This window comes from Clostridium sp. AF27-2AA (assembly GCF_003478505.1).
GTDB lineage: Bacteria > Bacillota > Clostridia > Lachnospirales > Lachnospiraceae > Brotaphodocola.
Genome location: NZ_QUFI01000009.1, coordinates 76,979 through 95,941 on the forward strand (window position 1 = coordinate 76,979; position 18,963 = coordinate 95,941).

Consider the following 18,963-nt stretch of genomic DNA (forward strand, 5'->3'; position numbering starts at 1 on the left):
CGAGATTTTTCAAGAAAATTGATAAAGTAAGATTTGCAGGTCAGACGGTAGTTTACAGGTTTTCAGAGGTTCGTTGCCGGACTTCGTTGCCAGTGCTGCCGTCTGGCCTGCTACTCTATGGAGGTAGCCTATGGAAAAAAGCAAACAGCAGAAAAATAAAGTCCGTTTTGTGGTGGTGCGGGAGTTCTCCGGGGAGAAGTCCATGCGGGAAGCCTTTGAGCAGCTGATTGAGCGTCAGACCTGCGAACACTTCGAGGAATGGCGTCAGCAGCGGGAAATGGCCGAAAACGCTGCGTAAAAACGGTTGATTCAGGGGCAGGGACATGGTACTATAATGGTATCGTGTCCCTGTTCATAGAAGGAGAACGCTATGAGCAGGAAAAAACAAGTCTATGAGAAAATCACCGCTCTCTACTGCCGCATCTCTCTGGATGACGGCGGCGACAACGAGAGTATGAGCATCAGCAACCAGAAAATCATGCTTCGGGACTTTGCTGAAAAGCATGGAATGTTCCAGTATGAATATTATGTGGATGACGGCTATACGGGCCGCAATTTCAACCGCCCTGCCTTCCAGCGCATGATCGCTGACATTGAGGCGGGGAAGATCGGCTGCGTCATCACCAAAGACCTATCCAGGCTTGGTAGGAACTATATTGAAGCTGGCAGCTATATCGAAATCTTTTTCCCCAAACACAATGTACGCTATATCGCCATCACGGACGGCGTGGACAGCCTGACCCGTCAGGAGATGGACATTACGCCCTTTAAGAATATCCTGAACGATATGTACAGCCGGGATATTTCTAAAAAGGTGCTGGCAGGCATCACCACCCGCTCCCGGCAGGGGAAGTTCTGCGGAGGGACGCCGCCCTTCGGCCTGATGCGTGACCCGGAGGACAAGGGGCATCTCATCATTGACCCTGAGACAGCGCCAATCATCCGCAAAATCTATGACTATGCCCTTGACGGGCTGGGCTGCATGAGGATTTCCAAACGTCTGATGGAAGAAAAAATCCCAATCACCCATGTCAAAGCCAACACGGAGTTTGACGCCAACTATTATTTCTGGGGCGGAGCCAGAATCAGTCACATCCTGAGAAATCCATTCTATAAGGGCGCACATTTGGTCTTTCGGACGCATCAGAAAGGCATCCGCTCCAACACCTATGACATTATTCCCCGTGACCAGTGGGAAGTGATCGAGGGCTGCCATGAGGCCATTGTGACGCCGGAGGAATGGGAACAGGTGCAGGAACTCATTGACCGCAGGCCGACCATTCAGGGGAATTCCTGCCCCTTTTATAATCTGTTCCACGGTCTGGTCTACTGCGCCACCTGCGGGAAGTCCATGCAGGTGCGGTATGAGAAAGTGGGCCGAACCGGGAAGAACCGCTTCACCGGCGAAATGCGGGAGCCGATTGACAAGGCGTACTATATCTGCCAGACCTACAACCGCATGGGCTGCAAGGTCTGTTCCAGCCACAAGATCGAGGCCAGGGATTTATACAATCTGGTGCTGAAAGACATTCAGGAACTGGCGGCGCAGGCTATGAAGGATGCCGATGCGTTCTACCAGCGGCTCAGCCGCCGGATGGAGCACCGGTATCTGGTGGACGCCTCCCAGACAGAAAAGGAACGCCTGCGGCTGGAAGCCCGAAATCAGGAAATTGACGGGATGTTCCTGAGCCTGTACACCGATAAGGCCAAAGGCATCCTGACCGAGCAGCGGTTTGTGAAGCTGACGGCGGCGCTGGAACAGGAGCAGGAATCCAACCAGAAACGCCTGCATGACCTGGCAATGATGCAAGGTCGTGCCGATGCGCAAGAAAGCGAAGTCCGCACTTTTATCAAGGAAATCCGGCGCTATGCCGCCATCGAGGAACTGGACGAGGCGGTGCTGAACCGGCTCATTAGCCGGATTCTGATTGGAGAAATCAAGAAGATTGATGGTCAGAGGACACAGGAGGTTAAGATTATTTACAATTTTGTTGGGGAAATGTCAAGGTAGAATTTAGACGCTAAATACTTTTAATTTATATCAAAAGTGATACAACAATTTTCTTTTAATGCTATCAGGCAATAAAGTTATTCCTTTGGCCAGAGTAAAAGGGATAACTTTATTTTGCTAAAGCATACTAAAAAGGGCGCGTTGCAGAAAATTATCCGCAACACGCCCTCTTCTATAAGTCCTTATGTCAAAATCAAATTATTGGTAATCTTGAATATTGGGATAAGCGGCACCGTTATTATGCGCGTAAGCTGCTTCAAAGTAGTCGAGGCTTTCAAAAGTAATGCCCTGATAGTTTCCGACATTCAACACATCAAAAGTTAGATTCAGAACATCACCAGCGGAATATTGGTCAAGAAGATTTCCTGCAAATTTCCATCCTATGTTTTCCTCATAAGTATCCTCGGTAAAATAAAATGTAGTCGCATCCTCAGTCGCATCATAACTAATGTCAATAATTATATCAGAGAAATGAACTTGATCTCCAGCATTAAAGTCTTTGAGATAATCTACAGTTTTTCCATCAGCAGGATTAATAAATTGAGCATTAAGTTGTGTCATATCAACAACCTCTGGAGGAAGAGAATTAAGTCTGTAAGATTCTGCAACAGAGAATTGATAAACTCTGTTATTATCCCCAAAGTAAAATCCATCTTCCGTCATAGGAACACTTGAACGAGCATTGGCATTGTAATAATGGGCATAATACAACTGCCATTTGTATGTCTCAGTTGAAACAAACTGTGCTTTCCATGTACCAGAACTGTCTCCTGCTTTCTTTGTATAAAACATATACTGATTTGTACCAGTAGTTGCTTGACTTACCGTATCACCAGAGGCATCTGACAAGATGAGTGCAATCTGTGTAAAAATATCGACAAAGATAATCCTATGTCCATGCATACGGATAGAACCAACGCTGTTATCTACTTCTGGACGAAAATAAACCTCAGGCCCCATATCACCCGTGTTATATTCTATGCTAGGTGAAACAAGATAGGCCCAACTACTATCCTTTTCACTCTGTCCATCGAGATCGATAAGCTTTTCCACATAATCTGAAAGGATAATCCAGCCAATCTTCCACCAATTCACTTTGCTTGCTTCAGCAGAAGAACTGATATTCTCGTTGTCGGCATAAGCAAAAGTAGTGTTAGAAAAACTTATGCACATAACCAAGGAAAGAGTAAGTGCAACAATCTTACGTGTTAGCTTTTTCATTAAAAGCCCCCCTTCTCTTATAAAACCAAAACAATAATGCAAATGATGGATGCAATAAAAAAGAATACTCCAGCAACCCGCATCAAACCAAGATATAAATCTGTAGGTTCACCGCCTTTTACAGAAAAGAAGTGTTCAATTTTCCATAAAAGTTCCGGCTTAAAAATCATAAAAAAACTTAATAGAAGCAAAAGGATAAGCCATATGTTATCTATGTATAACACTTCCTTTCTGCTAATACTGAAAATTCAAATAAAAAAGCGCATAAGTAGACAAATAATCATGCCTAACTTATGCGCAAATAGAAACAATTTTAATTCTAAGCCTCCAAAGCTGGCAGCGTCGGTAAAAATGCTCCATTATTAAGTTAGGCAACTTAACCTTAAAACAAATCATCGGTCTTACCTCCCAACAATATAAATTTCGACTTTTCACTTTTATTTTATCACCTAAAGCAGAACTTGTCAATGAATTTGTCTAAAATAAGTCGATTTTCTTTTTTGATTATGTGCATTTTTAACTAATAGAAAGAAAGTTGTATTGAGGGCGATTGGTGTTCCTTATTCCATATGTCGGAACTGTATGAAGTGAAAATAGTTTATCCGTTGAAGAGTCACTCCACAGGTTATGCTTGATTCTTTCAAAGTTATGTTTCTATAATATGCATCCGTACTGTCATATTATAATTCACATTATTGGATAATATAAATTGACAAGTATAAGATAAACAGACAAGGAGTCGCTGCCACCCGTAAAACGGGTGGCTCGGGACGCAGGCTTTAAGCCCACTCTACTTGGCCGCGCCTCAAGGCGCTAGCTTTCTCTTTTAGGCTATACTAAAGTTTTTATTTCCCTGGTACAACCGGGGATTTTTTTGCTTCAAGCCGCCAATTAGAACGGCAGCCACAAAGATTTTTCTTTGCGGCTGCCGTTTTCTTGAATTCATCACTTGACAATGTGGCAAAGAACTGATGAGCCAAGATGAGATTGCTGTCATGGATGGCGGGAAATGTATTATGCAGCTTAGAGGTGTCAGACCATTTTTCTCGGATAAATTCGATATAACGAAGCACAAGCGGTACAAAGAGCTGTCCGATTATGACAAGAAAAATGCCTTTGATATGGAACAGTATGTGAAACATCTGCACCACTTGAAGGTCACAGAAAAGACAAAGGTAGATGAAGCCTTTGAATGCGGGGAGATTTCCCCGGATACAACTGAATAGGAACATTTGGACACGATGTCCAGAGGTACAGGAGTTTTGCGGATAGAAAGCAATGCTCCTTATTTTTTGCAAAAAATAAATTTTCGGAAAGAACGAGGTAACTGAATATGGCATTTTTTACATCAGCAGTAACAGGATTAAAGACCGTTGTAACCGCAATCGGAGCAGGCGTGGCAGTATGGGGCGTTATCAATCTTCTTGAGGGATACGGAAATGATAACCCAGGGGCAAATGCTCATGTGCGGTAAAGTAATAAAAAGATTTAGGTAGCCGCCTTAACTATTCCTAAATAAGATAATATGCACAGTATTTTCTCGTAAATAGAAAATAAATTATTGCATTTTACCAATTATTATGTTAAAATGACAATGTAACAAAGAGCTATGTATTTTTAAGGAAAGGGAGGAACTTATGAATTGAAAATCTATTTTAGCACTTTCAGTAGTAGCTGGAATTGTAGCTGCTCCAATGACTGTATTTGCCGCTCATACTCATAGTTGGGGTTCTCCCCAGTACTATGGATATGAAGATGAAATGCCTGGTATATATGATGACTGGGATAAATGTGCGACACGTCATGTATATAATTACAAACAATGTTTAATTTGTGGAGAAGTAAGCATTTATGAAGTTGAGACGATTGAAATGTCTCACAAATGGGTGAATGGTGCATGTGTATATTGCAACAAAGGTTACGCGAAAGAGATAAATTAACATAGTATCATTACCGGCAAGTTTATGATCAAAAAATAGAAAGCATTGAGAATATTTCAAAATTTCTTGAAAGTACTCTCAGTGCTTTCTTTGATAATATGAAAGGAGAAATAAATGCAAAAAAAACAACTTTCTGTATTAGTACTAATTATTTTATGCTTTTTATTAGGATGTAACAGAGAAACACCAAAAGATGAATCTCAACAAAATTATGAAGATGAATCTAATATTTCTAAAACAAATGGAGAAGAACTTGTAAATATAAACAGTGAATTGTTAGGTTCGACTCCTTTTGATATCCAAATCGATAAAACAGCATTGCAGACTAGAAAAGAAACAGAAACAGAAGTTACAATAAAGACAAATTTAACAGACTGGGGTTATACTGTTTCTTCTGAAAAAGGGAAAATATCTGATATAAATAAAAATTCATTCATATATATAGCACCTAAAGATGAGAGGGATGATACTATAAAAATACAATTATCGGACTATGAAAATGGCATATCATATGAATATACAATTCCACTTATTTTTGCGGGAAACAATGAACATTCTTTAGATAAATTCAAGGAAAATCTTTCAAGATTACCTAATAGTTAGTAAAGAGTCGATAGACTAAAGTACCACCATCCTCTTTTATTTCAACTGAATATCCATCCCGCCGCACCGCAGCGGCACATGAAGCAGTAAATCCGAAAAAGATTTGCTGCTTTTTTTGCGTCCATTTTTGGCAAATTTCCAAAAGTTCCGTATTAGACAGTGAAACCAAAAAAGGCTGCCATTTTTTTCAGACAGCGGGCAAAACGCAGCTTCCGAAACGCCTTATTGTCGGGAAAGACCGAGCCGCCGGAAAAGTTCTTGCCGGAAAGTCCGTCCATTCTGCTCTTTTGTGGTTTGTAGGGAGTAAGGGAAAAACGCCAGCCCGCAGCCTTTTATAAAAAAAGCTGGTTATAGATTTTCTGAAAAAGTGGCAGTAGCAAGTGAACGGCAGGCCGGCAGTTTCTTAGAGCAAGATTCTACCGAGGTGCCAAAATTCGCTTATCGCTCATTTTGCCCCTGCGGGAATCTTGTTGGGGAGTGCCTTCCCCAAACCCTGCTTATGCGGCTTGCGCCGCTGAAAAACCCCTCAAAATATTTTTCGGATTTTTCAAAAACAGTTCCGCTTCACACCCTGTTTTTCTCCTATTAGTGAGAGGACACCACGCACAGAAAGGAGGTCAACCACCTATGAAACGATACAACACGCCGCACCGCAGCCGGGTAGTCAAAACACGCATGACCGAGGAAGAATACGCCGAGTTTGCCCAGCGGCTTTCTGCTTACCACATGAGCCAAGCCGAGTTTATCCGGCAAGCCATAACCGGGGCAGCCATACGCCCCATCATAACCGTTTCCCCCATCAATGACGAGCTGCTTGCCGCTGTCGGGAAGCTGACCGCCGAATACGGGAGGATCGGCGGCAACTTAAACCAGATAGCCCGGACGCTGAACGAGTGGCACAGTCCCTATCCGCAGCTTGCCGGGGAGGTACGGGCGGCGGTTTCCGACCTTGCTGCCCTAAAGTTTGAAGTCTTGCAGAAAGTGGGTGACGCTGTTGGCAACATTCAAACATATCAGCTCTAAAAACGCCGACTATGGCGCAGCGGAAGCCTATCTCACATTTGAGCATGACGAGTTTACCATGAAAGCCACCCTTGATGAAAACGGGCGGCTGATACCGAGGGAGGATTACCGCATTTCTTCCCTCAACTGCGGGGGCGAGGATTTCGCTGTTGCCTGTATGCGAGCCAATCTCCGCTATGAGAAAAACCAAAAACGGGAAGATGTGAAAAGCCACCACTATATCATCAGCTTTGACCCACGGGACGGGACAGACAACGGCTTGACCGTAGACCGGGCGCAGGAGCTGGGCGAGCAGTTCTGCAAGGAGCATTTCCCCGGACACCAAGCCCTAATCTGCACCCACCCGGACGGGCATAACCACAGCGGGAATATCCATGTGCATATCGTCATCAACTCCCTGCGGATTTACGAAGTCCCGCTTCTGCCCTACATGGACAGACCAGCCGACACGCTGGAGGGCTGCAAGCACCGCTGCACCAACGCCGCTATGGAATATTTCAAGAGCGAAGTCATGGAAATGTGCCACCGGGAGGGGCTTTACCAAATCGACCTCTTGAACGGCAGCAAGGAACGGATAACCGAACGGGAATACTGGGCGGCAAAGAAAGGGCAGCTTGCCCTTGACAAAGAGAACGCCGCCAGAGAAGCCGCCGGACAGCCGACCAAGCCCACCAAGTTTGAAACGGACAAGGCGAAGCTGCGCCGGACGATACGGCAGGCACTTTCCCAAGCTGGCAGCTTTGACGAGTTTTCTTCCCTTTTGCTGCGGGAGGGTGTGACCGTCAAGGAGAGCCGGGGGCGGCTTTCCTACCTCACGCCGGACAGGACAAAGCCTATCACAGCCCGGAAGCTGGGGGACGATTTTGACAAGGCTGCTGTCCTTGCCCTGCTCACGCAGAACGCCCACAGAGCTGCCGAACAGACCAAAGCCATACCCGAATACCCTGCCGCAGTTAAAAAGCCGTTACAAGGGGAAAAAGCTGCAAAAACCACCCCGGCAGACAACACCTTGCAGCGCATGGTTGACCGGGAAGCCAAGCGAGCCGAGGGCAAGGGCGTGGGCTATGACCGCTGGGCGGCAAAGCACAACCTAAAGCAAATGGCAGCTACCGTTACCGCCTATCAGCAGTACGGCTTTTCCTCCCCGGAGGAACTGGACGAAGCCTGTTCTGCCGCCTATGCCGCCATGCAGGAAAGCCTTGCGTGGTTGAAGCAGGTGGAAAAGACGCTGAACGGGAAAAAGGAGCTGCAACGGCAGGTGCTTGCCTATTCCAAGACCCGCCCTGTCCGGGACGGGCTGAAACAGCAGAAAAACGCCAAAGCAAAAGCAGCCTACCGTCAGAAGCATGAAAGTGACTTTATCATAGCAGACGCAGCCGCCCGCTATTTCAGGGAGAACGGCATTTCCAAGCTGCCGAGCTATAAATCCCTGCAAGCAGAGATTGAAAGCCTTATCAAAGAGAAAAACAGCGGCTACAACGATTACCGGGCAAAACGGGAGGAGTACCGCCGCTTGCAGACTGTCAAGGGCAATATCGACCAGATTTTACGCCGGAGCGAGCCGCAGCGCAGAAAGGAGCAGAGCCATGAACGGTAATATCCCCCGCATGGACTACCGCCAGTACCGGGCAGCCCGCCGCCTTGTGCATGAGTGCTGCAACTATGACAGCGGGAACTGCCTGCTGTTGGAGGACGGCGAGCCTTGCGTGTGTGTACAGAGTATCAGCTATTCGCTGCTCTGCCGCTGGTTTACCGCCGCTGTCCTGCCCCTTGATGAAGCACTGGAAGCCGCCCTCTTGCGCCGGGGAAGCCGGAAACGCTGCGCTGTCTGCGGGGCGTTCTTCTTCCCAAAATCCAACCGGGGGAAATACTGCCCGGACTGCGCCGGACGCATGAAGCGGATAAACGCCGCCAAACGGAAGCGGAAACAAAGGGAGAAATGTCACGCTTTAGGGCATTTCAAACCCGCATAAATCAAGGCTTTTTTGGAGGGTGTCAAAGGGTGCGTGATACATTTATCCTTTTCCCTTAAAAACGCCCCCTAAAAGCGTAACAGAACCCACAGACAGACACCACAAGGAGGTGAACCCTATCGCTGATTATATGACCGCAGGAACGGAGCTGCCCGCTTACCTGCCTTACCCCCGTTTCCTGCTGGAAACAGACCTATCCCACACCGCAAGAGAGTTATATGCGCTGCTGTTAGACCGTTCCACCCTTTCGCAGAAGAACGGCTGGCAGGACAGCGAGGGACGGACATACATTGTCTACCCCATAGCAGAGATAGCGGAAATGCTGGATAAAGGCTGCACCACCATAAAGGGCGCACTGAACGAACTGGACGCTGCCGGGCTGCTGGAACGCAGACGGACGGGCTTTTCTGCCGCCAACCGTCTGTATGTGAAAGTGCCGCCTATCCCAGTGGTACAGTTTTCCGACCAACTGACGGACGGAAAACCGCCCCTCATAAGGGCGGGAAACCGACCAACTGACAGCCGGAAAACTGACCTTATGACGGTCGGAAAACCGTCCCCTAACCAAACTAATATAAACAACCTAATAGAGAGCCAAACAAAAGGAGCGAGTGAGGGGCAGCCCCCCGCCGCTTATGGCAGATATAAAAATGTATTTCTTTCTGACACAGAACTTTTGGAGCTGGAACAGGACTTCCCCGGCAAGTGGGAGTATTACCTTGACCGCCTTTCCTGCCACATCGCTTCCACCGGGAAGCAGTACCAGAGCCATGCAGCCACCATTTACAAGTGGGCGCAGGAGGACGCTGCCAAAGAGAAGCCAAAGAAAGGCATACCGGACTATTCATTCAAGGAGGGAGAAAGCCTATGACCGATACAATCCACAACACCATACTGCCTATGACCGACACCACAGCCGAGCCGGAGGATTACACCGGGGAGGACGGGCTTTTATACTGCGGCAAATGCCGGAAACCCAAAGAAGCCTATTTCCCGGAGGGCAAGACCTTTTTCGGGCGTGACCGCCACCCGTCAGAGTGCGACTGCCAGCGGGCAGCCCGTAAGGAACGGGAAGCCGCCGAGAAGCGGCGCAGCCACCTTGAAACGGTGGAACGGCTGAAACGGCAGGGCTTTACAGACAAGACCATGCAGGACTGGACATTTGCCAACGATAACGGCAGCTGCCCGCAGATGAAGAACGCCGCCGGATATGTGGCACGCTGGGAACAGATAAAGGACGGGAACTACGGGCTGCTCTTGTGGGGCAGGGTAGGCACTGGGAAAAGCTATTTTGCCGGGTGTATTGCAAACGCCCTCATGGAGCAGGAAGTCCCGGTGTGCATGACAAACTTTGCAGCAATATTAAACGACCTTGCCGCCAGCTTTGCGGGCAGGAACGAATATATTTCCCGCCTTTGCAGCTTCCCCCTGCTCATCATTGACGATTTTGGAATGGAGCGTGGCACAGAATACGGTCTGGAACAGGTCTACAATGTGATTGACAGCCGCTACCGGAGCAGGAAGCCGCTGATTGTGACGACCAACCTCACGCTGGAGGAATTGCAGCACCCGGAGGACACCGCCCACGCCCGGATTTATGACCGCCTGCTTGAAATGTGTTCCCCTCTCTGCTTTACCGGGGAGAATTTGAGGAAAGCCGCCGCACAGGGAAAAATGGAACAGCTGAAACGGCTGCTTGCCGGAAAGGAGATTTGCCTATGACCGACACCCAGAGAAACAAACGCCCTGCCCGCCGCCCGGACTGCGTGACCGAAACGAGGATAGGCAACACAATCCTTGTGGTGTCTGGCTTTTTCAAGGAGGGGGCGACCGACACCGCCGCTGACAAGATGATGAAAGTGCTGGAAGCAGAAGCCGCCGCCGGATATTTGACCTGTGATAAGCCTGATTGAAAAACCGTCATTTTTACCGACCGTAAAGAAGCAGATTTGACGCTTTTGCCGCTATACAGACAGCCGCCCCATGTGGTACAATCAAGGTACGGAATAGTGGGGCTGGCTGTCGGAAACGGAGGAATTTATGTTAAGACAGACCACCCAGCAACTCATTACCGCCCTTTACCCAAGACTGTCCCATGAGGACGAGCTGCAAGGCGAGAGCAATTCCATTTCCAACCAAAAGAGGATTTTGGAAACCTATGCCAAACAGAATGGATTTTCTAATCTGCGCTGGTACACCGACGACGGTTATTCCGGTGCGAACTTTCAAAGACCCGGATTTCAAGCCATGCTTGCAGACATTGAAGCAGGGAAAGTCGGGACAGTTATCGTCAAGGATATGTCGAGGTTAGGGCGAAACTACTTACAGGTGGGAATGTACACAGAAATGATTTTCCCACAGAAAGGTGTCCGCTTCATCGCTATCAATGACGGAGTGGACAGCGCACAGGGGGAAAATGATTTTGCCCCGCTGCGGAACATTTTTAACGAATGGCTGGTGAGAGATACGAGCAAGAAAATCAAGGCAGTAAAACGCTCTAAGGGCATGAGCGGAAAGCCCATCACAAGCAAGCCCGTCTATGGCTACCTCATGGACGAGGACGAAAACTTTATCATTGACGAGGAAGCCGCCCCGGTGGTACGGCAGATTTACAGCCTTTGCCTTGCCGGGAACGGTCCGACCAAGATAGCCCGTATGCTGACCGAGCAGCAAATCCCCACGCCGGGGACGCTGGAATACCGCAGGACGGGCAGCACCCGCCGCTACCACCCCGGCTATGAGTGCAAGTGGGCGACCAATACCGTGGTTCATCTGCTGGAAAACCGGGAATATACGGGCTGTCTGGTAAACTTTAAGACCGAGAAGCCGTCCTACAAGCTGAAACACAGCATAGAAAATCCCCCGGAAAAGCAGGCGGTTTTTGAGAACCACCATGAGCCTATCATTGACCGGGAAACGTGGGAACGGGTGCAGGAGTTACGCAAGCAGCGCAAACGCCCCAACCGTTATGACGAAGTGGGCTTGTTCTCCGGCATACTCTTTTGTGCCGACTGCGGCAGCGTCATGTACCAGCAGCGATACCAGACGGACAAGCGCAAGCAGGACTGTTATATCTGCGGAAGCTACAAGAAACGCACCGCCGACTGCACAGCGCACTTTATCCGCACTGACCTCTTGACCGCTGGCGTACTCTCCAATCTGCGGAAAGTTACCAGCTATGCGGCAAAGCATGAAGCCCGGTTTATGAAGCTTTTAATCGAGCAGAATGAGGACGGGGACAGACGCAGGAACGCCGCCAAGAAAAAGGAGCTGGAAGCCGCCGAGAAACGCATAGCCGAGTTATCTGCTATCTTCAAGCGGCTGTATGAGGACAGCGTAACCGGGCGCATATCGGACGAGCGTTTCACAGAGCTGTCGGCAGACTATGAAGCCGAGCAGAAAGAACTGAAAGAACGTGCCGCCAGACTGCGGGAAGAACTTTCCAAAGCGCAGGAAGCCACCGCAAACGCTGAAAAGTTTATGAATGTGGTACGCAGGCACACTACCATTGAAGAACTTACCCCTACTCTGCTGCGGGAGTTTGTGGAGAAAATCGTTGTCCATGAAAGCGTTGCCCTTGACGGGAAACGCCGGGGCAAGTTACGCAGACAGGAAATCGAAATCTATTATTCTTTTGTCGGCAAGGTAGAACTGCCCGACACCTAACCGCCCGACCTATCCGACATACCTCATGTGCCGGATAGGAACGGCAAAATTTTTTACACTTCTATTACTTCTTTATCACACATAAGCAAAATCACAAGGGGTCAAGCAGCTCATGGCGGGGGGCGGTATTGTAATTGTGGCACAGACGGTAATTCCGCAGCTTACAAGCCTGTTTTCCTAAGTCATGGGAGCGATTCTCGACAAGATAACTGAATTTATAAAGGAAATACTGCAAGGGTGGGTCATGGACAACCTTACTACGATGTTTACAGATGTGAATGATAAGGTCGGAACAATCGCAGGGGAAGTCGGCAGGACACCCAGTTCATGGAACAGCGGAGTGTTTTCTATGATAGAGAACCTTTCGGAAAATGTGATGATACCCATAGCGGGCATGATCATCAGTGCGATACTCTGCTATGAGCTGATTACAATGGTCATGGATAAGAACAATATGCATGAAGTAGGAAGCGAGTTCTTTTTCCGTTACCTTATCAAAGCCTGTATCGCTGTGCTGCTTCTCAGCTACACCTTTGACATCACAATGGCGATTTTTGATGTGGGAAACCATATCGTGACCAGAGCAGGCGGTATTGTTTCGGGTTCCACTACCATTGATGTGACGGATACCCTAAAAACCATGTTTGACAGTCAGATTGATACAATGGGCATCGGCGAGCTGATCGGGCTTGGTATCGAAACTATGATTGTCAGCTTATGTATGAAAATCATCTCCCTGCTTATTACCGTCATGCTTTTCGGGAGAATGATTGAAATCTACCTTTATATTTCAGTAGCTCCGGTTCCCTTTGCCACATTCAGTAACCGGGAATGGGGCGGTATCGGCAACAATTATATCAAGGGACTGTGTTCACTGGCGTTTCAGGGATTTTTCATTATGGTATGCGTGGCAATCTATGCGGTGCTGGTATCCGGCATTGCGGTTGCGGACAATCTGCACACAGCACTGTGGTCGGTGGCAGCTTATACCGTTGTTCTGTGTTTCAGCCTGTTCAAGACAGGTTCCCTTGCGAAATCAATCTGGAATGCTCATTAGAACACATTTCAAAGAAAGGAGGGAACAGCCGGGGCTTGCAGTATCAGCTCCGGCTGTGATGTTATGGCAATATCCGTAGCAGTGCCAAAGAATTTAAGCGGCATAAAGACAAAAGTAGCGTTAAATCTGACGAAACGCCAGCTTATTTGCTTCAGCGGTGCAGGTGCGGTAGGGATTCCCTTTTACATTTTTACAAAAGGGTTTATCGGCACACAGGCATCGGCACTTTTGATGGTAGCGGTCATGCTGCCTTTTTTCTTTCTGGCAATGTATGAGAAGGACGGATTTCCGGCAGAGAAGATTCTGTATTTTATGATAAGGCAGAAATTCCTCACACCGGGGATTCGTCCCTACAAATCAGAAAATATTTACAGAAGATTAGAAGAAACAGAGCGTATAAAAGAGGAGGTGCGTAAACTTGAAGAAAAAGCAGGCGGCAGAAAAGCCGGACAGACATAAGAAAAAAGGAAAAACGAAGCCGGGGCTGACCTTTGTGGAGCGGAGAAGGCTTGCGGAGTTAAAACACATGCTTGCCGGAACGAATAAAAACGCAGAAAAGCCCACCACAGCACAGAAGACCATTACCTTTCAGAAGATGTACCGGGACGGTATCTGTCAGGTCACTTCTGGCTTTTATACGAAAATGGTGGAGTTTTACGATATAAATTATGACCTGCTGGAAATCGAGGATAAGGGGGAAATACTGGAGGAATACAGCAGGCTTATCAATTATTTTGACCCGTCTATTAAATTTGAGCTGTTCCTGTTCAACCGACAGGTTAACGAGCAGACCTTAATTGACCAGTTTGACATTCCATTGCAGGCAGATGATTTTGATGATATTCGTGAGGAATACACGCAGATGTTAAAGAAACAGGCTGCAAAGGGAAATAACGGTATTATCAAATCAAAGTATCTGATTTTTGGAATTGAGAGTAAAGGCTTTAAGGAGGCAAGGGCAAAACTTGTCAGCATTGAAGCAGATGTGATTAAAAATTTGACTAATCTGGGCACACACGCTAAGAGCCTTGACGGAAAGGAACGTCTGCGTATCCTGCATGAGTATTTTAACCAGGATACTATGGAGCCTTTCCGTTTTTCTTTTAAGGAACTGGCGGAGTCGGGAAAAAGTGTGAAAGATTACATCGCTCCGCCGGGATTTGATTTTCGCTATCCGAGTCGTTTTAAGGCGGGAAAAATGTATGGCAGTGTGCATTATCTGGATATTATTGCCCCGAAGTTTGATGATGAGTTGTTGAAAAAGCTTCTTGATCTGGATGCGAACCTGACTATTACCATGCATATGCAGACAATGGATCCGGTCAAGGCGATTAAGATGCTAAAAGGTGCTTTGACGAATATTCAGAAGATGAAGATTGAAGAGCAGAAAAAGGCGGTAAGGTCAGGTTATGACATGGACATTCTTCCAACGGACATTATCACTTATGAAAAAGATACCCTTGACCTTTTGGACGATTTAAACAGCAGCAATCAGAAAATGGTAAAGATGACATTTCTTCTGACCTGCTATGGCAGAAACAAGCGGGAACTGGAAAATATCACGCAGAGGGTATCCGGCATTATCCAACAGGCGAACTGCAACCTCAGATGTATGCAGTATTTACAGGAGCAGGGACTGATGGCATCGGCACCAATCGGGTGCAACGATACGGGAATTGAACGGGATTTGACAACAAAGAGTACCGCTATCTTAGTACCGTTCTGTACGCAGGAATTATTTATGCCAGCTCCGGCTATTTATTATGGTTTAAATGCCCTTTCCAACAACATGATTATGGCAGACCGGAAACGGCTTCGTACACCAAACGGTGTGATTCTTGGTACACCGGGAAGTGGTAAGTCTTTTAGTGCAAAGCGTGAGATTCTTTCCTGTTTCCTGATGACAAAGGACGATATTGTGGTCTGCGATCCGGAGGGCGAGTATTTTGCCCTTGTGGGAGCATTGCACGGACAGGTGGTAAGGCTGGCAACCAATTCCAAAGATTATTTAAATCCGATGGACATTCAGCTTTCCCATAAAGGGGATAAGGAAGCCTTAAAGCTGAAATCCGATTTTATCATTACTCTGTGTGACTTGATTGCCGGAGGAAAGAACGGTCTGGAAAATGATGAGAAAGGTATCATTGACGAATGTATCCGTCATATTTACGATGCTTATTTTGAAAATCCCGTACCGGAGAATATGCCTATCCTTGAGGATTTGTATAATGCCCTGTTAGAGCATAAGAACAAAAAGGCAGAACGGATTGCAAACTCCCTTGTGCTATATGTGCATGGTTCGCAGAATTATTTTAACCACAGGACGAATGTAGACAGTCAGAACCGTATCATGTGCTTTGACATCAGGGACTTGGGAAACCAGTTGAAAGAGCTTGGAATGTTAATCGTACAGGATGCGGTCTGGAACAGGGTATCGCAGAACCGGGAGCGTAAGATTGCCACCCGCTATTATTGTGATGAGTTCCACCTTTTGCTGAAGGAGAAGCAGACCGCTATCTATTCGGTGGAAATCTGGAAGCGTTTCCGTAAGTGGGGCGGTATTCCTACGGGGCTGACGCAGAACGTAGGCGATTTTTTGAAGTCGGAGGAAATCGAGGGAATCCTCGGCAATTCCGATTTTGTATATCTCCTGAATCAAAATGCAAAGGATCAGGCAATCCTTGCAGATAAGCTGGGATTGTCAGAAAAACAGCTTGCCCATGTAACCAATTCCGAGCCGGGGTGCGGACTGATTCTGTTTGACAACGTGGTTATTCCGTTCGTAGATAAATATCCGGTAGATACCAAGACCTTTGCGGTTATGAATACCAAACCAGAGGAAAGTGTAAGGCAGGAGGTAAATGAGTAGTGGCGGAGAAAAAGAAACAGAAACCGGCTGCATTTGCACAGGAGAAAAAAACCTTTACCGGAGAAATTCCAAAGAAAGCAAACGAGGGTAAAGGTAAAAAATCCGCAGCATATCAGCCGAGAGATGCAGATACCACTTCTGGACACGATGTCCAGAGGTCGAAAAATACAAAGAAGTATCAGAAAGCAGATGCTTCTGGACAGAATGTCCAAAAGTCCGAGGGAGCAGAAGCCGGAGAGAAGTCTAAAAGCGATTTTATGCAGCCGGACAGCACTTTTACGGAGGAAGCCGGAGAGGAGCAGGGTAGAAAAATTGCCAGCGATGACTACCGCCACAGGGACACCTATCATTCGTCACAGAAAAAGGGCAGGTATCAAAGGCGGGAGATAAAGAGCCGGGAGCGAGTAAAGCAATTTGATTTTGAACAGGATTTCCAGACAAAGGACACTACCTTTACCGAAGAGGCAGAACCGGAATTTCATGGAAGCAAAAAGTTAGACCGACTGCAAAAGAAAGCGGAGAAAGCCAGAAAAAAGACGGAAGCTGCAAGAAAGAAGATTCCAAAGAAAACGGAGTATTCTCTGGAGCGTGTTTTTGATGAAAAGACGGGCAGAACAAAGTATGTATTGACTTCTGTAAAAAAAGAGAAACCATTCAAACCGGACAGTCCGGTAAAAAGAGCGGCTGGCAGGGTGGGAATGGAATCTTCTAATTTTGCCCATAGTAAGGTTGCCGAAGTGGAGAAAGAAAATTCCGGTGTGGAGGCTGCCCACAAGACAGAGCAGAGCGGGGAAGATGTTTACCGCTTTTTCAAAGGGCATTACAAAGGGAAAACGGAAAGACGGAGAGCGAAAGCTGCAAAGCTGGAGAAAAAGCAGATGCAGAAAGAGGTCAATTTCCGTTATCAGAAGTTCTTGGAAGAAAATCCGGAAATGCAGGAAAAGACCATTCAGAAGCAGTTGCAGAAAAGACTGCAAAAGCAGCGTATCAAACGGGAATATGCAAAAGCAAGACGGGCGGGACAGACAGCGAAAGCCGCAAAGGAAACAGCGGCGAAGTCCGGGAATCTTTTTACAGCGGCAGCCAGAAAGATACAGGAGATTGCATCAAAAAATGTTTCGCTTCTGCTTGCCATAGGAGCCTTTTCGGTGCTTCTTGTGATGATTATGACAGCAGTATCTTCCTGTGGGGCGATGTTTGCCGGAGGAATCAGTACCACGCTGGCAGGAAGTTATATGAGCGTTCCGGCAGAAATAGATGCGGCAGATTTAGCTTTTTCTGAACTGGAAAAAGAATTGCAGGCAGAGATTGATGCCATAGAAACCACTTATCCGGATTATGATGAGTACCGTTATAATCTGGCATCTATCGGGCATGACCCATTTGCACTGATCAGCTATCTGTCGGCAGTCCATACGGAATTTACTGCAAGTGAGGTACAGGCAGAAATAGAATATCTGTTTGATGAAATGTATGAGTTGACACTAAATCCTACAGAGGAAACGAGGACAAGGACGGTAACAAAAACAGGCACTCATACGGTAACAGACCCGGTTACGGGGGAAACAACAGAAGAGGAATACGAGTATGAAGTGGAAGAGGAATATACCGTAACCATTCTGGAAGTGACCCTGACAGCAAAAGATTTAAACGTAGTAGTTGCCGGACGCATGAATGAGGAGCAGAGAGAAATCTATGCTTTTTATAACCAGACCCACGGGCTGACACAGCAGTTTTATAAGCCCCTTGATTTATATTGGTACAACTATGTGAGCAGTTATTATGGCTGGCGTATCAATCCGGTCACAGGGCAGGAACAGTTACATCGGGGCGTAGATATTGCAGTACCTACCGGAACAACCGTATATGCGGCGATGGACGGGACAGTAACTACCGCAACTTATGACAGCTATTACGGAAATTATGTAGTGATTGAAGATGAAAAAGGCTACTGCACAAAATATGCCCACATGGATACCTTAAATGTCCGGGCAGGACAGAGCGTGACGCATGGAAATGTGATCGGAACAACAGGGAATACGGGAAGCAGTACCGGAAGTCATTTACATATCGAATGTCTGTATCAGGGGGAATATTATAACCCTCTTTTTTATTTTGAAGCAGGCACGGATACGCTGTATGGCGAAACGCCGGGCAGCGGAAGCGGCGGAGGAAATGTGATACCGCCGGATTCCTATGACGATGCAACCGTGCAGGCACTTATGGAAGAAGCGGCGAGATATTTAGACTATCCCTATGTATGGGGAGGCTCCAGTCCGTCCACCAGCTTTGACTGTTCCGGTTTTGTCTGCTGGGTATTTACAAACAGCGGTGTCCATAACCTGCCACGAACCACAGCACAGGGCATTTATAACCAGTGTACGCCTGTGTCGGCGGCAGATGCAAAGGCGGGGGATATTATCTTTTTTACAGGTACATACAATTCGGGCGTACCAGTCAGCCATGTGGGGATTTACTGCGGAAACGGGGTCATGATTCATTGCGGAGATCCAATCAGTTACGCTTCAATCAATTCGTCCTATTGGCAGAGCCATTTTTATGCGTTTGGAAGATTATCAGGAAATTAAAATAACAGGAAG

At 47.1% G+C, this 18,963-nt stretch carries 15 protein-coding genes and 3 pseudogenes; 17 read left to right on the forward strand and 1 reads right to left on the reverse strand.

The genetic code is table 11. The annotated features are described in order from the left end of the window. The first annotated feature begins 130 nt into the window (after positions 1–130). Positions 131–298 carry a hypothetical protein gene (locus DWY84_RS17380; protein WP_171027916.1) on the forward strand — a complete coding sequence of 56 codons (168 nt, stop codon included), beginning with the start codon at positions 131–133 and terminating at the stop codon, positions 296–298. A gap of 72 nt (positions 299–370) precedes the next feature. Continuing rightward, positions 371–2,011, forward strand: a complete 1,641-nt coding sequence (locus DWY84_RS06995) for a recombinase family protein (RefSeq protein WP_055221983.1) — start codon at positions 371–373, stop codon at positions 2,009–2,011. Positions 2,012–2,209: 198 nt separating this feature from the next. Here the strand turns inward: DWY84_RS06995 and DWY84_RS07000 are convergent, their stop codons facing one another. Further along, positions 2,210–3,232, reverse strand: coding sequence for a hypothetical protein (locus tag DWY84_RS07000; RefSeq protein WP_055221986.1), 1,023 nt, complete (start codon positions 3,230–3,232; stop codon positions 2,210–2,212). A gap of 953 nt (positions 3,233–4,185) precedes the next feature. Here DWY84_RS07000 and DWY84_RS07010 point away from each other — a divergent pair. The 15 genes and pseudogenes from DWY84_RS07010 to DWY84_RS07090 form a co-directional block, all read left to right on the forward strand. After that, positions 4,186–4,458: pseudogene (locus DWY84_RS07010) on the forward strand (type IV secretory system conjugative DNA transfer family protein); the annotation flags it as partial. 107 nt (positions 4,459–4,565) lie between these two features. Further along, a pseudogene (locus tag DWY84_RS07015) lies at positions 4,566–4,694 on the forward strand (Maff2 family protein); the annotation flags it as partial. 592 nt (positions 4,695–5,286) lie between these two features. Next, positions 5,287–5,775, forward strand: coding sequence for a hypothetical protein (locus DWY84_RS07025; RefSeq protein WP_002569239.1), 489 nt, complete (start codon positions 5,287–5,289; stop codon positions 5,773–5,775). Between the two features lie 627 nt (positions 5,776–6,402). Then, positions 6,403–6,798, forward strand: a complete 396-nt coding sequence (locus DWY84_RS07035; protein ID WP_002594236.1) for a plasmid mobilization relaxosome protein MobC — start codon at positions 6,403–6,405, stop codon at positions 6,796–6,798. Continuing rightward, complete coding sequence (locus DWY84_RS07040) at positions 6,770–8,395, forward strand: relaxase/mobilization nuclease domain-containing protein (protein ID WP_002594235.1); 1,626 nt, start codon at positions 6,770–6,772, stop codon at positions 8,393–8,395. The genes DWY84_RS07035 and DWY84_RS07040 overlap by 29 nt, the downstream gene beginning before the upstream one ends. Further along, on the forward strand, positions 8,385–8,771 hold the full coding sequence (locus DWY84_RS07045) for a cysteine-rich VLP domain-containing protein (RefSeq protein WP_002594234.1): 387 nt from the start codon (positions 8,385–8,387) through the stop codon (positions 8,769–8,771). Before DWY84_RS07040 ends, DWY84_RS07045 begins: the two co-directional genes overlap by 11 nt. A gap of 130 nt (positions 8,772–8,901) precedes the next feature. Further along, positions 8,902–9,642: a replication initiator protein A gene (locus DWY84_RS07050; protein WP_002594233.1), complete on the forward strand. Its 741-nt coding sequence runs from the start codon at positions 8,902–8,904 to the stop codon at positions 9,640–9,642. Then, positions 9,639–10,493, forward strand: a complete 855-nt coding sequence (locus DWY84_RS07055) for an ATP-binding protein (protein ID WP_002594232.1) — start codon at positions 9,639–9,641, stop codon at positions 10,491–10,493. Before DWY84_RS07050 ends, DWY84_RS07055 begins: the two co-directional genes overlap by 4 nt. Continuing rightward, positions 10,490–10,684 (forward strand): transposon-encoded TnpW family protein, encoded by a 195-nt coding sequence (locus DWY84_RS07060; protein ID WP_002594231.1) that lies wholly within the window; start codon positions 10,490–10,492, stop codon positions 10,682–10,684. The genes DWY84_RS07055 and DWY84_RS07060 overlap by 4 nt, the downstream gene beginning before the upstream one ends. 127 nt (positions 10,685–10,811) lie before the next feature. Continuing rightward, on the forward strand, positions 10,812–12,437 hold the full coding sequence (locus DWY84_RS07065) for a recombinase family protein (RefSeq protein WP_002594230.1): 1,626 nt from the start codon (positions 10,812–10,814) through the stop codon (positions 12,435–12,437). Between the two features lie 85 nt (positions 12,438–12,522). Then, a pseudogene (locus tag DWY84_RS07070) lies at positions 12,523–12,618 on the forward strand (Maff2 family protein); the annotation flags it as partial. Positions 12,619–12,621: 3 nt separating this feature from the next. Continuing rightward, entirely contained in the window at positions 12,622–13,494 is an 873-nt protein-coding gene (locus DWY84_RS07075; protein ID WP_038259682.1) for a VirB6/TrbL-like conjugal transfer protein, CD1112 family, read from the forward strand. A gap of 63 nt (positions 13,495–13,557) precedes the next feature. After that, complete coding sequence (locus DWY84_RS07080; RefSeq protein ID WP_002596354.1) at positions 13,558–13,953, forward strand: PrgI family protein; 396 nt, start codon at positions 13,558–13,560, stop codon at positions 13,951–13,953. Then, entirely contained in the window at positions 13,913–16,363 is a 2,451-nt protein-coding gene (locus DWY84_RS07085; protein ID WP_002596355.1) for a VirB4-like conjugal transfer ATPase, CD1110 family, read from the forward strand. Before DWY84_RS07080 ends, DWY84_RS07085 begins: the two co-directional genes overlap by 41 nt. Further along, positions 16,363–18,951, forward strand: a complete 2,589-nt coding sequence (locus tag DWY84_RS07090) for a CD1108 family mobile element protein (RefSeq protein WP_002596356.1) — start codon at positions 16,363–16,365, stop codon at positions 18,949–18,951. Before DWY84_RS07085 ends, DWY84_RS07090 begins: the two co-directional genes overlap by 1 nt. Positions 18,952–18,963: the final 12 nt, after the last annotated feature.